The following is a 12,100-nucleotide window of genomic DNA, read 5'->3' on the forward strand; positions in this document are numbered from 1 at the left end:
CGTGGACGCTACCGCGATCAACGAGTCCGGTCGCGCCAGGAGCGCGGCCTCCATCACGCTCGAGGACGTCGGCAAGACGTACCCGGATGGCACGGTCGCGGTCGGCGACTTCAGCCTCGAGGTGCACGCCGGTGAGCTCACGGTGCTGATCGGGCCGTCGGGGTGCGGGAAGTCCACGATCCTTCGCATGATCAATCGGCTGATCGAGCCGACCAACGGCCGCATCCTCATCGACGGCCAGAACATCCTCGAGCGCAACCCGGTGGATCTGCGCCGGCATATCGGCTACGTGATCCAGAACGTCGGGCTCTTCCCGCACCAGAACATCCGCACCAACATCAGCACCGTGCCGCGACTGCTCGGCTGGGACCGCTCGAAGGTCGCGTCCCGCGCCGACGAACTGCTGGAGCTGGTCGGCCTCGACCCGGCCCGCTACGCCAAGCGCTACCCGCACGAGCTGTCCGGCGGTCAGCGGCAGCGGGTCGGCGTGGCTCGCGCGCTGGCCGCCGATCCGCTGGTGCTGCTGATGGACGAGCCGTTCTCGGCGGTCGACCCGATCGCGCGCGGACGCCTGCAGGAGGAGTTCCTCAAACTGCAGGCCGCGGTCGGCAAGACGATCGTGATGGTCACCCACGACATCGACGAGGCGGTGCGGCTGGGCGACCGCATCGCGGTGCTCGCGCAGGGCGGGCGGCTCCTGCAGTACGCCCCACCGGCCGAGCTGCTGAGCCGCCCGGTCTCCTCCGACGTGGCCGACTTCGTGGGCGCCGACCGGGGCATCCGCCGCCTCGCGGTCACCGGCGTACGCACCGCGCTGCGCCCGGCCGAGCAGGCGCTCGATCCGGGCAGCAGAGCCACGGTGGACGCCGGCGGCACGCTCTACGACGCGCTCGCTGTGATGCTGGCCTCCGACGTCGCCGAGGTGGTCGTGGTCGAGGAGGGGAAGGCGATCGGCACCGTGACGCGCGCCGACCTGTTCGAGGCGCCCGGCCGCGAGACGCAGCCGGCCGCCCAGATCTGATCATCGGGTTCCGCGATAGCCCCCGAGCGTGGCGAGGCCGACGATCCAGCCGACGAACAGCCCGTACGAGGCCCCGTTGCCGGCCGCCTGGAACGCGCCCAGCAGTGAGGGGTTGGCCAGGAACAGCGTCGTCAGCAGGGCGGCGAAGCCACCGGCGAAGATGTAGGACGCCCAGCCGGCGAAGAACTGGCTGATCGTCCCGCGGGCCCGGGCGAGCTGCGAGCCCGGCAGCAGGTAGAGGAAGAGCGCGGTCAGCACGACCAGCAGGATCGCCTTGAGGTCGCCGACGATGATGTCGCGCAGCGAGTTGTCGGAGTCGAAGGACCAGCGCGGCCACGACAGCAGGCGCAGCCACCAGCCGCCGGCCGTGTTCGGGTTTGTGTTGTCCGCCGCCCAGTCGGCATACCAGGGGCTGCCGAAGACGAGGACCAGTATCAGCGCGGCCAGAGTGCCCGCGCCGGGAGCGGATTTGTACCGGTTACCGAGAGCCATGCGCTGCTGGATTCCCAGCGCGGGCCCTGTTTCAAACGACGGCCATGAATGCCCTGGTGAAGGCGTTACTGGTGCTTCTGCAAGTAGTCGATGAACTTGGCTCGCAGCAGCGGCTCGGTCTCCTCGAGCATGTGCCCCTCGAGCTCGCGCCAGAGCGCGACCGCCTCGTCGACGATCGGGCCGATCGAGTTGGGTGCGCCGTCGAGCTGCGACGCCTCTTCCGAGTCGGGCAGGTGCTTGAAGACCGACCAGAAGAAGCTGACGTCGCGGCGCTCGCGGGCGAGGCTGAAGGAGCGCTCGCGCAGCTCCTCGGTCGGCAGGGCGTCCAGCTCGGCGAAGCTCGGGGTGGTCATGGGTAAAAGCATAAGCGGGGCGGCGGGGCCGTTACCGGCTGGTTCCCCAGGGACCGGCGTCCCAGCGGTCGCCGCGCGGGGTCGTCGTCGAGGTCGACCAGGTCTCGGGCAGATCGGGTGACCAGTTCGCGCCGGCCGAGGTGGGCGCGGCGTTCCAGTCGGCCGGGCCGGCCACGGGAAGCGGCCGGCCGTAGGTCTCGACCAGGCGGGTGACGACCAGTCCGGCCGCGAAGACGGCGGCCGCGATCGCGAACAGCGAGATGTCGAAATCGCGGCGCGCGGCGTAGTCGAGGAACAGCGTGAGCGCGGCGACGGCGAACAACGTGCCGAAGATGCCACCGCGACGGCCGTACGCGCTGGTGCCGGCGAGCAGGGCGAGGCCGAGCGCGATGCCGGTCCACTCGAGGCCGGTGCCCGGAATGACCGGGGCGTCGGACCGGGCGGCCAGCAGCAGGCCCGCGCCGACCGCGAAGAGCGAGGACAGCAGCAGCGCGCCGAGCACCGGCACGGCGACGGCCGGGCCGCGGCGACGGGCCGGGTCGCCGATCGGTCGCATCCGGCCCAGCCAGCGCCGCACCGGGCTGATCGTGCCCAGCGCGCCGCCGAGCACGGCCAGCAGCGCGAAGCCGCCGAAGAGGAAGAACGCGTGATCGGTCGGGTCGTAGGTGCCCTGCAGTGCGACCGGGGCGACCCGCAACTGGTCGAAGACGATCACCCCGAGGGCGCCGGCGAGCGTCGCCGCCCAGCCGGGCACGTGCAGCACCAGCACGATCACGGCGATCACGATCGCGCCCGCCGCGGCGAGAATGAGGGCCGGCACCATCGCCTTGACCAGGCCCTGATCGCCCTGCTCGGCGTACTGCAGGGAGGCGGCCAGGGCGATCGGGCCGAGCGCCAGGTTGGGCACGCCGGCCCGCAGGCTCAGGCCCGCGCCCAGCGCCAGCAGGCCGATCGCGGCGCCGGTGATCAGCAGCGTGTCGAGGGCGGGCCGCCGGATGCTGTCGCCGTCGAGTCGCCACAGCAGGAAGCCGATGGCCGCCGCGGCGACCAGCAGCACCACCTCCCAGCCGAGGTGGATGCCGAGCCGGTCACGGCCGTCCTCGTCGGCCTCGGCCCGGCGATGCAGGTCGGCCGTCGTCTCGCCGACGCTGTCGAGCTCTTCGGCCCGGCGTCGCTGATCGGCCCCGGCCAGCGTGTTGGCGCGGTACGCCGCCGGATCGGTGGGCGTGGGTTCCTCGGCCTGCCGACGGTAGGTCGCCTCGTCGTACGCCATCGTCGCGCCTTCCTCGTGTGCGCCCCCGTGAGGTGAACGCACGCCGATGTCTCCCGCCGGGCGCGTGCCCGTGCCCAGAGCATACGGATACGAGTCGGTCTCAGTTCAAGACCGAAATCGGGGGGTTGCCGACGGGCGTCAGAGAAGACCGGACGGGCGGTCGAGGTCGTTCTTGTCCTTGGAATCGGGCTGCTTGGGAACGCGGCACGCGCGCTCGAGCCAGAGGGCGGCGCCGATCAGGACGAGGGCCGACACCACCGTGGCGATCGCGGCGGGCCGGTCGGCGCCGGCCGCGACTGTTCCCTTCATGAGCAGAACGATGAGCACGCCCGCCGAGAAACCGGTGAACAGCGCCCCGAGCAGTGAGGACGCCTTGGCCAGAGCGACGTATCGGGCGACGGCGAGAGGGTCGACCGGCGGGGTGCCGGGCTTGCGTCGCCGGATGCGGGCCCACGTGTTCTGCGCCAGCAGACCCTCGGCGATCGCGAGCGCGGCCAGCACGACCACGGGCGACCACGGCAGAGGCGGCAGCGTCTCGTAGAACGCGCTGAGCAGCAGCCAGCCGACGGCCGCGGCGACGAGAACCACGACGATCAGCACCGAGATGCTGGTCGGGCGCATCGACGGATCCGGCCGGGGCGCCTGCGGGTTGCTGCTCACTTCGTCGACTCTAGTGCGAGATCGGGTCGTGGGGTCAGCCCGGCGAGGTCGCCGGCCAGAGCAGGTTCGTCCAACAGCGCGGCGATCGGGCCGTGACCGGGCAGTTCGGCGTCGGGTCGCAGGTCGAGCCAGGGGCGCAGCACGAAGGCCCGCAGATGGGCGCGCGGATGCGGCAGGATCAACTCCGGATCGTCGCTGAGCACCGGCCGGCCGTCGTCGTCCCAGACGGCGATCACGTCGACGTCGAGGGTGCGCGGGCCGAAACGCCGCAGCGGATCACGCACCCGTCCCGCCGCGATCTCGGCCGTGCGGGCGCGCTCCAGCCAGTCCCGCGGGCCCGCCGCCGGGTCCGAGACCAGAACAACGGCGTTCAGGTACGCCGGCTGGCCGGCATCGCCCCACGGTGGCGTCTCGTACACGCCCGAACTCGCCTCGACGGCCGGGCCGAGCACTCTCAGGGCCAGCCGCAGGTGCTCTTCACGATCTCCCAGGTTGCTCCCGAGCGAGAGAACAGCCCGGCTCATGTACGGCTCCCGCGCAGCGTGACGGACACGTCGGCGAACTCGAGCGGGATCGGGGCCTGCGGCTTGTGGACGGTGACCTCGGCCGCGGCGACCCGCGCGTCGTCGAGGCAGGCGGTCAGCAACCGGTCGGCGAGGGTCTCGATCAGGTTGACCGGCTCGCCGCCGACGATCTCGGCGAGGCGGCCCGCCAACTCGCCGTAGTGCACCGTGTCGGCGACGTCGTCGCTGGCCGCGGCCGGGCCGAGGTCGAGCTCGAGACGTACGTCGATCACGAAGTCCTGACCCTGCTCGCGCTCGAAGTCGAAGACGCCGTGCCGTCCTCGCACCCGCAGCCCGCTCAGCGCGATCTGACCCTGCACCCCGCTCACTCCTTCTCACTCACCCGATCTTCGACACTGCCTGTCACGGGCCGCTGGAGCCGCGGCGAGCCGGTCGCGCGCCAGACCGCGAGCGCGTCGGCGGTCGCGGTGACGTCGTGGACCCGTACGCCCCAGGCTCCTGCCGCGACAGCAAGGATCGACGTGGCCAGGGTCGCCGCCTCACGGTCCTCGACCGGGCGGGGAGTGCCGTCCGGACCGGCCAGCAACCGGCCCAGATAGGTCTTGCGGCTGGCCGCGAAGAGGACCGGGTAGCCGAGATCGACGAAGACGTCGAGGCGGGCGCTCAGGGCCCAGTTGTGCTCGGCGTTCTTGGCGAAGCCCAGCCCGGGGTCGAGAATGATCTGTCCGGGATCGACACCGGCGCTCAGCGCTTCGCCAACCCGTTGCAGCAGTTCACCGCGCACCTCGGCGACCACATCGTCATAGACGGCCATCTTCGTCATGTGCCGCGAGTGGCCGCGCCAGTGCATGAGGATCCACGGGCAGCCCGACTCGGCCGCCACGCGGGCCATCCCGGGGTCGGCGAGACCGCCCGAGACATCGTTGATCACGGCGGCGCCCGCGTCGAGAGCCGCGGTCGCGACGGCCGCACGGGTGGTGTCGATGCTCAGCGGCACGCCCGCCCGCGCCAGACCCTCGATCACCGGGACCACACGCTCGATCTCGGTATCGGCGTCGATGCGCTCGGCGCCCGGACGGGTCGACTCGCCGCCGACGTCCACGATGTTCGCACCTGCGTGGTAAAGCTCGACGCCGTGCAAGATCGCGGCTTCCACGTCCGTGTATCGGCCGCCGTCCGAGAAGGAGTCGGGCGTGACGTTGAGGATGCCCATCACGACCGGGTGATCCACGTGCATCAGTGCGCGGCCCGCCACCTGCGCATCTGTCGGCTCGGCCGTCGGCTCAGTCGTCACGGGACGAGGGTACGGCGGCCGGGGTTGTCGCACGTGCGTACGATGGCCCGTAACTCAATTTCACGCACGCCATCACCTTGCGTAACGTTTCGGACGCTTGTAGCGAAGAACGGCGGGCCGTACTCTTCGGAACTGGGCATCATTTGAAGGACCGGAGAGAGCAGACGAGCATGGCTGTGCCCAAACGGCTCACTCGACGCGCCAGGGTGGGAAGTAGCACGATATGGGCGGTGCCGTGAGGCTTCACAACTGCAGCGTGTCCGGAACCCCCTAGCCGGGCACGGGGAGGTTTAACGATGATCGCCACTGAGCTCGCCACGCAGGCCGCGTCCGTGCTCGAGCAGATTACGCTCGCCGCGCCCGAACCCAAGGGCATCGATACCAATGGCGTCGTCAAGTTCTTCGCCAGCAACATCGCGCCGATCCTGCTCGCGGTGCTGGGCGTCATCTTCATCGGCCGCGCCAGCCGCGGTGAGATCTCGAAGGTGCTGACCAGCTCGGCCATCGCCATCGTCGGCCTGGCCTTCATCGCCGGTGCGGCAACCCTGTTCTTCGTCGGCGACTTCCTCATCGACCTGATCTTCAACTGAGATGCGGCTTCGTACCGACGACGACATCTACCGGGCGAGGCTCGTCTATCTGGGCCCCCCGGGCTACACCCTGCCCATCCACCTGCCGTACGCGCAGTACGGCATGTTCGTGGCGCTGGTTCCACTCTTCATGGTCCTGCACTACCTGATGACCTTCGAGTTCGACGCGTTCCCGGCCTGGGAGATCGCGTTGGCCATGGTCACCACGTCGTACGTGTTCCGCCATGTCGACCCCGACCGTCCCGCACGGGTCGTCATCCGGACCGCCCTCACCGACTGGCGTCGCACCCGCGAGCCGGCGGTCGAGCGCCGCGATCCGAGACTTGTCGCCACTCGCATCCGGGTTCGGGAGGAGTTGGTATGACCAGTTCTGTCGCACACTCCCTCGGGGCCGACGCATGAGCGGACCTTTCCCGCACGGGCATCCCCGCGCGGATGCCGACGCGCAGGGCAGGCGGAGTAACGGAATGCGTTCGGACGGCTACCCTCCGGCTGATTCCGGGGATCTTGAGGCCGCGGAGGAGTTCGTCGCGGCGCCGGGACACGGCGCCGTGGGGGTCTTCCAGTCGCCGCAGCCGGTGCGGCCGCGGAACGGGGCGGTCGACACCACACTCGACATCGATTCGCCGTTCCTCGATCTCTTCGGCGGGGCGGCGCCACCGGCACCGGCCACTCCGGCGGGTGAATCCCGGCCCGATCCAGAACTCGACTTCGACTACGGGTTCGACTTCGACGACCGGGTGACGGCAGCCCCTTCGCCGGCACCGCCGTCCCCCGTCTCAGCGCCGCCGTCCCCTGTGTCCGGCCCACCGTCCGCTGTGGCCGGGCCGCCGGTCGCCGTCTCACCGGCTTCCGATCCGCCTTTCGAGCCGCCGTTCGAGGACGACCAGGAAGGGCCGTCCGGCGCCTGGGGCACTCCCGAGCCGGTGTCGCCGTTCAGCCGGGCGCCGATCGGGCCCAAGGCCGACTTCTACCAGGAATCCGCAGCCGACCCCGACGTCGAGGACTGGCCCGACTTCGACAAGTGGCCGGCCTCGCCGCAGACGGCAGCGGCCCCGCAGGCCACCCCTGCCCCAGCCACCCCCGCCCCGGCGTCCCCCGCGCTCTGGCAGACCGTCGGTGGCCCGGTGCCGCGCGCACCGCAGCAGGCCGGACCCGTCGAGGCGTACGCGGGCCCGAATGAACCGCCGATCGAGGCGGCCCTGCCGGTGCCGGCCAAGGATCGAGCGCCCGCCAAGCGCCGGGAGAAAGCCCCGGCCAAGCCCCAGGCGCGGAACCTGCCCGCGCGGCAGGAAAAGAAGCCGAAGCAGCCCAAACCGGTGGCGCTGCGCCCGCACAAGCTCAAGTTCAACGACCGCGACCCGGTCATGGAACTCGAGATCAGCGAGATCGCCGGCCACCTGACCTTCACCCAGAGCACGGTCACCGCCTGGTACTACCTGCCCGAGGTGCGCTGGGCGTTCCGGCCCGACGCCGAGCGCGAGGCGCTGCTGAGCGCGATCTCCGAGCAGTACGCGGGCCTGGCCGGCTTCCGGCTGCACCTGCGCCGCACCAACCGCCCGTTCCCGGCCGACGAGTGGGCCCGCACGGTCGACTCGTTCACCGCGAAGCCGCTGCCCGACGTGCGCGGCGGCACCTCGTGGTCCGACCATCTCGTGGCGGCCCAGCGGCACCTGCTCTCGGTCAACCACGCCGAGGGGCAGACCTACCTGGGCGTGACCTTCGCGCGGCGCTCCCTCGGCGACACGTTCTCCGAGCGAGTCCTGCGGATCTTCGGCAAGGGCACCTCGGACGGCGAACGGCGCAAGCTCAACCGGGCCGTCGAGCAGTTCGACGAGGTACTCAACGCGTTCGGCATGCGCGGGCGACGGGTCACCCCGCAAGAGCTGGAATGGCTCCTGTTCCGCTCGGTCGCGCTGTGCATGGCGCCACCCGGGCCGCTCTCGCCGGTCACGAACGGGCAGTGGGACACCGGCGACCTGCTCGCGCTCACCGAGCAGGTCGAGCGCTACCGGACACCGTACGGCTCGACTGTGAAGCTTGTGAACCGGATGACCGGAGAGGAACGGCACGTCGCCGTGCTGTCGGTCGGGCGCATGGAACCGCTCGAAATTCCCGAGAAACACGAGCCGTGGATGCACTTCCACGAGCGCCTGCCCTGGCCGATGGAACTCTCCTCGCGGATCGACATCCTCGGCTCGGGCAGCTCGTTCAAGAACCTCGAGCACCGGCTCCGCATGATCCGCTCCCAGCAGCTCGACTACGCCGAACACGGCATCGACGCGCCACCCGAACTGGAACGCCTGGCCAAGCGGGCGCTGGTGATCGGCGACGAGATGACGACCGGCCTGCCGACCGAATCGGCCCGCGCGCACGGCTGGCACCGCATCGCCGTCGGCGGCGCCACCCGCGAAGAATGCATGGAACGCGCTCGCCGCCTGATCCAGCTCTACTCGCGCGAGCTGCGCATCTCGCTGCAACACCCGAAGAACCAGGACCAGCTGGCCCGCGAGTTCATCCCGGGCGAACCGATCGCGAACACCGGGTACGTGCGTCGCATGCCGGTGAAGCTGCTGGCCGCGGCCCTGCCGCAGGCGGCGTCGACGGTGGGCGACCGCCGGGGCGACCTGATCGGGCGTACGGCGGGCACCTGCCGCCGGCCGGTCTTCCTCGACCTGCACTTCCCGATGGAGGTACGCGAGCGCTCCGGACTGGGCGTCTTCGTGGCCGAGCCCGGCGGTGGCAAGTCGACCCTGATGGGCGCGCTGGGCTACCTGAACGCGCGCCGCGGGGTGCAGGTGACGCTGCTCGACCCGTCCGGCCCCCTCGCCCGGCTGTGCCAGATGCCCGAGCTCCGGCCGTACTCGCGAGTGTTGAACCTGACCGGCTCGGAACAGGGCACGCTGGCGCCGTACGCGTTGATTCCCACACCCGTACGGTCGGAGTTCGCGACCGGGCCGAGCGGCGATCGCGAATACGAGATCGCGGTCTCCAACGCCCGGGCCGAACGCCGCATGCTGGTGCAGGACATCTGCTCGATGCTGGTGCCGCCGCAGGTCGCCAAGGAGGCGTCAACGGCGACCCTGCTGCGGCACGCCGTCCGCCAAGTGCCGGCCGAAGAGACGTCCACCCTCGACGACGTGGTACGCACCCTCCAAGGCCTCGGCGACGACGAAGGCCGTGAACTGGCCAACCTGCTCCTCGACACGGCCGAGATGCCCCTGGCCCTGCTGTTCTTCGGCTCCCCACCGCAACACCTGCTCGGCGCCGACGCCGCCCTCACCGTGATCACGATGGCCGGACTGCGACTGCCCGACCTGAAGATCGAACGCGAATACTGGTCGGCCGAAGAATCACTGGCCCTGCCGATGCTGCACACGGCACACCGGCTGGCGGTGCGGCGCTGCTACGGCGGATCAATGTCGTCGCGCAAAATGGTGGGGCTGGACGAGGCCCACTTCATGGAGGGCTGGCGGTCCGGGCGTTCCTTCCTGGTACGCCTCGCCCGCGACTCTCGTAAGTGGAACCTCGCGGCACTGGTGGCCTCGCAGAACCCGCGCGACATCCTCGGGCTCGACGTGCAGAACCTGGTGTCCACAGTCTTCGTCGGCCGCATCGCCGAAGACCAAGAGATCGCGTCGGAAGCCCTGCGCCTGCTGCGGGTGCCGGTCCACGACGGATACGAGGCGACGCTGGCCTCACTGTCGCAAGTGGACACGTCATCGTCGTCGCGGCTCGGATTCCGCGAATTCGTGATGCGAGACGTCGACGGGCGCGTGCAAAAAGTGCGCGTAGACGTGTCGTACGTTGAAGGCCTGCTGGAGCACCTCGACACGACGCCCGCGGCGGCCAAGGCTCCGCCCACGGCTATTCCGATGTCGCCGTCCGACCTGGAGGTTTGAGATGGTGCGGCGGGGGTTGGCGCTGCTGACGACAATGTTCGTCATGGTCGTGGCGTCGATCGCATGGGCGGTAGCCGCCCCGCCGGCGTCAGCGGCGCCGGAGCTACCTACCCGAGTGCCCGGCGGTGCCTGCAGCGTCGAGGAGTGGGGTCAAGACCTTAAAGGCTGCGTCGACCGCCTTACTGAAGTTACCGAGAGCCGCGCCTCATGTTTGAAGCCCCCGACGCCGAGTACCCCTGACTCCGGACTGGCCGGATGGTTCGCAGAACGTCCAGAGTCCTCTACAAAACCCGGTCCCCAGGGCCTCTACAGCCAGTACGGCTACGCCGGTTACAGCTATAGCACCTATGATCTCGATAGCGGCTGCGCATCCACCGTCGTAGATCCAGACTTCAAGATCGAAACAACAATTGCCAACGGCGAATTCATGGTTGCGACCGCCATTGTTGGGGCCTCGAATGCGCTCCGCGAGAGAGCCTGGGAGCCCCAGAGCCTGTGGGGCTGGGCCGACACTCTGGTCGATGAGGCAACGAAGGCAGTGTACGAAAAGGTCTTCAGCGTCTTCGGTGTCATCACACTAGGAATTGTCGGCCTCTACCTCATTTGGCGGTCCCGACAGGCTGACATGGGCGCCGCGACCACAACAGCAGGCTGGGCGATCCTTGTCATGGTCGCCGTCACCGCCATCGCCGCCTGGCCGGTCCGATCTGCGAACATTGCTGATCAAACGTTGGTCACAACCCTCGGAGTAGTCCACGACGCAGTTGGTCCCCGCGCGCAGAACACTCCGAGTGGGGCCTGTGACGATCCGACGCCAGGAGCCTGTGACGACAACCGACCCCCTGCGGTGCGCGCTAGTGATACCGCCGCCGAAACGATGCTCTACCGCAACTGGCTGCGTGGAATCCTCGGCTCAGCCGACAGTGACACCGCAAAAAAGTACGGACGAGCGCTTTACGATGCCCGCTCTCTGACCTGGGAAGAGGCTCAGAAGATCCGCGACAACCCCGCCACGCGCCCTGGCACGCTAGACGGGAAGCGGGAGCAGTGGAAGAAGGTCGCGGAGCAAATCAAAACCGAGGATCCGGAGGCCTACGAATATCTCCAAGGCGTCAACGGCATGGATCGCATCGGCGCCGGCTTCATCGCAATGCTCGCCGCGATTATGTTCGCCATGTTCGATCTCACCGCTTCGGTTCTGGTTCTACTCGGATTCCTCGTGTTCCGATGGGCCGTCATTGCGGCCCCGATTCTGGGAACGATCGGACTCCTCCGCCCGGCAAATTCGGGTATCAAGCGCCTCGGCAATGCTGTCGTCGCAGCCGTATTCAACATCGCAATCTTCGGTACAGGCGCGGCGATCTATCTTTTCGCCGTCGATCTGATTATGAATACGGCGACGTTGCCGGGATGGCTGCAAGTTGTCCTTGTCTGGCTCTGCGGCATGGTCGGCTGGATCCTGCTCAGGCCCTACAGACGCGTCACACAGCTCGGCGGCAAGGACGGCGCGCGGACGATCGCCACGGGTTCTTGGAGTCGGAAGTTCTTCCGGGATATGCGGGAGGCCTCAAAGTTCGAAGGGGCTGACGCGGACAGGGACCGCGGGCAGGTCACCGCAAAGGGCGGCCGCACGGTCTACGTTGATCAGGGCAACCTTCGGCCCGAGGCACGGCTCGAAGACCCGGCGCACTCGGCGAACCGTGTCGACCTGGCCCCGGCGGTAACGGGTGGACGCGAAGGCGGGCCACCGCGAGGAAGGCCAGACGGCAAGGAGTCCGTGCGCGAGGAGCGCTCCACCACCGCAGCCGAGCCCATGGCTCCCGGACCCACGCCCGCAGGGGCACCAACTCCGAGCCGCGTCCGCCGAACGCCGGGCTGGACCGAGCCGGAGGTTGCCGAGCAGCCTTCATCTTACGCCATCTACCGACCTGAGACCGGCAGCACCACCGCGGAGCCCGCCACTCCGCGTATCCGTTCCGAGGCCAAGTGAT

At 69.3% G+C, this 12,100-nt stretch carries 12 protein-coding genes; 5 read left to right on the forward strand and 7 right to left on the reverse strand.

Features of this window, described 5'->3' with window-relative positions; genetic code table 11:
* The first annotated feature begins 1 nt into the window (after position 1).
* Positions 2-1,021 carry an ABC transporter ATP-binding protein gene (locus tag EER30_RS05150; RefSeq protein WP_127498708.1) on the forward strand — a complete coding sequence of 340 codons (1,020 nt, stop codon included), beginning with the start codon at positions 2-4 and terminating at the stop codon, positions 1,019-1,021.
* Here EER30_RS05150 and EER30_RS05155 read toward each other — a convergent pair whose 3' ends face one another.
* The 7 genes from EER30_RS05155 to folP all read right to left on the reverse strand — a co-directional run bounded on the left by EER30_RS05155 (position 1,022) and on the right by folP (position 5,560).
* Positions 1,022-1,513: a hypothetical protein gene (locus EER30_RS05155; protein WP_127498710.1), complete on the reverse strand. Its 492-nt coding sequence runs from the start codon at positions 1,511-1,513 to the stop codon at positions 1,022-1,024.
* A 65-nt stretch (positions 1,514-1,578) separates the two neighbouring features.
* Positions 1,579-1,866 carry a hypothetical protein gene (locus EER30_RS05160; protein ID WP_127498712.1) on the reverse strand — a complete coding sequence of 96 codons (288 nt, stop codon included), beginning with the start codon at positions 1,864-1,866 and terminating at the stop codon, positions 1,579-1,581.
* A 31-nt stretch (positions 1,867-1,897) separates the two neighbouring features.
* Positions 1,898-3,139 carry an ABC transporter permease gene (locus EER30_RS05165; RefSeq protein WP_127498714.1) on the reverse strand — a complete coding sequence of 414 codons (1,242 nt, stop codon included), beginning with the start codon at positions 3,137-3,139 and terminating at the stop codon, positions 1,898-1,900.
* A gap of 138 nt (positions 3,140-3,277) precedes the next feature.
* Positions 3,278-3,760 carry a DUF3180 domain-containing protein gene (locus EER30_RS05170; RefSeq protein WP_127499372.1) on the reverse strand — a complete coding sequence of 161 codons (483 nt, stop codon included), beginning with the start codon at positions 3,758-3,760 and terminating at the stop codon, positions 3,278-3,280.
* Between the two features lie 35 nt (positions 3,761-3,795).
* The gene (gene folK, locus EER30_RS05175; RefSeq protein ID WP_127498716.1) at positions 3,796-4,323 is read right to left on the reverse strand and encodes a 2-amino-4-hydroxy-6-hydroxymethyldihydropteridine diphosphokinase; all 528 of its coding nucleotides are present in this window, start codon (positions 4,321-4,323) and stop codon (positions 3,796-3,798) included.
* Positions 4,320-4,682, reverse strand: coding sequence for a dihydroneopterin aldolase (folB, locus tag EER30_RS05180; protein ID WP_127498718.1), 363 nt, complete (start codon positions 4,680-4,682; stop codon positions 4,320-4,322). The genes folK and folB overlap by 4 nt, the downstream gene beginning before the upstream one ends.
* Positions 4,683-4,687: 5 nt before the next feature.
* The gene (gene folP, locus EER30_RS05185) at positions 4,688-5,560 is read right to left on the reverse strand and encodes a dihydropteroate synthase (RefSeq protein WP_127499374.1); all 873 of its coding nucleotides are present in this window, start codon (positions 5,558-5,560) and stop codon (positions 4,688-4,690) included.
* Positions 5,561-5,913: 353 nt separating this feature from the next.
* On the opposite strand from folP, the gene EER30_RS05190 reads away from it, so the two are divergent.
* The 4 genes from EER30_RS05190 to EER30_RS05205 all read left to right on the forward strand — a co-directional run bounded on the left by EER30_RS05190 (position 5,914) and on the right by EER30_RS05205 (position 12,099).
* The gene (locus EER30_RS05190) at positions 5,914-6,207 is read left to right on the forward strand and encodes a hypothetical protein (protein ID WP_127498720.1); all 294 of its coding nucleotides are present in this window, start codon (positions 5,914-5,916) and stop codon (positions 6,205-6,207) included.
* 1 nt (position 6,208) lies between these two features.
* Complete coding sequence (locus EER30_RS05195; RefSeq protein ID WP_127498722.1) at positions 6,209-6,571, forward strand: hypothetical protein; 363 nt, start codon at positions 6,209-6,211, stop codon at positions 6,569-6,571.
* A 103-nt stretch (positions 6,572-6,674) separates the two neighbouring features.
* A complete protein-coding gene (locus tag EER30_RS05200; protein ID WP_127498724.1) occupies positions 6,675-10,109 on the forward strand; it encodes an ATP-binding protein in 3,435 nt (1,144 codons plus the stop codon).
* Position 10,110: 1 nt separating this feature from the next.
* A complete protein-coding gene (locus tag EER30_RS05205) occupies positions 10,111-12,099 on the forward strand; it encodes an MraY family glycosyltransferase (protein WP_127498726.1) in 1,989 nt (662 codons plus the stop codon).
* The last annotated feature ends 1 nt before the right edge of the window (position 12,100 follow it).

Origin of the sequence: Actinoplanes solisilvae, assembly GCF_003999975.1 — a bacterium.
Classification (GTDB): domain Bacteria; phylum Actinomycetota; class Actinomycetes; order Mycobacteriales; family Micromonosporaceae; genus Actinoplanes; species Actinoplanes solisilvae.

What these genes read in the sequence shown, in the direction of transcription:
- EER30_RS05155 (WP_127498710.1), bottom strand. Translation starts at nt 1,513, where the DNA reads ATGGCTCTCGGTAACCGGTACAAATCCGCTCCCGGCGCGGGCACTCTG.
- EER30_RS05160 (WP_127498712.1), bottom strand. Translation starts at nt 1,866, where the DNA reads ATGACCACCCCGAGCTTCGCCGAGCTGGACGCCCTGCCGACCGAGGAG.
- EER30_RS05165 (WP_127498714.1), bottom strand. Translation starts at nt 3,139, where the DNA reads ATGGCGTACGACGAGGCGACCTACCGTCGGCAGGCCGAGGAACCCACG.
- EER30_RS05170 (WP_127499372.1), bottom strand. Translation starts at nt 3,760, where the DNA reads ATGCGCCCGACCAGCATCTCGGTGCTGATCGTCGTGGTTCTCGTCGCC.
- folK (WP_127498716.1), bottom strand. Translation starts at nt 4,323, where the DNA reads ATGAGCCGGGCTGTTCTCTCGCTCGGGAGCAACCTGGGAGATCGTGAA.
- folP (WP_127499374.1), bottom strand. Translation starts at nt 5,560, where the DNA reads ATGCACGTGGATCACCCGGTCGTGATGGGCATCCTCAACGTCACGCCC.
- EER30_RS05190 (WP_127498720.1), top strand. Translation starts at nt 5,914, where the DNA reads ATGATCGCCACTGAGCTCGCCACGCAGGCCGCGTCCGTGCTCGAGCAG.
- EER30_RS05195 (WP_127498722.1), top strand. Translation starts at nt 6,209, where the DNA reads ATGCGGCTTCGTACCGACGACGACATCTACCGGGCGAGGCTCGTCTAT.
- EER30_RS05200 (WP_127498724.1), top strand. Translation starts at nt 6,675, where the DNA reads ATGCGTTCGGACGGCTACCCTCCGGCTGATTCCGGGGATCTTGAGGCC.
- EER30_RS05205 (WP_127498726.1), top strand. Translation starts at nt 10,111, where the DNA reads ATGGTGCGGCGGGGGTTGGCGCTGCTGACGACAATGTTCGTCATGGTC.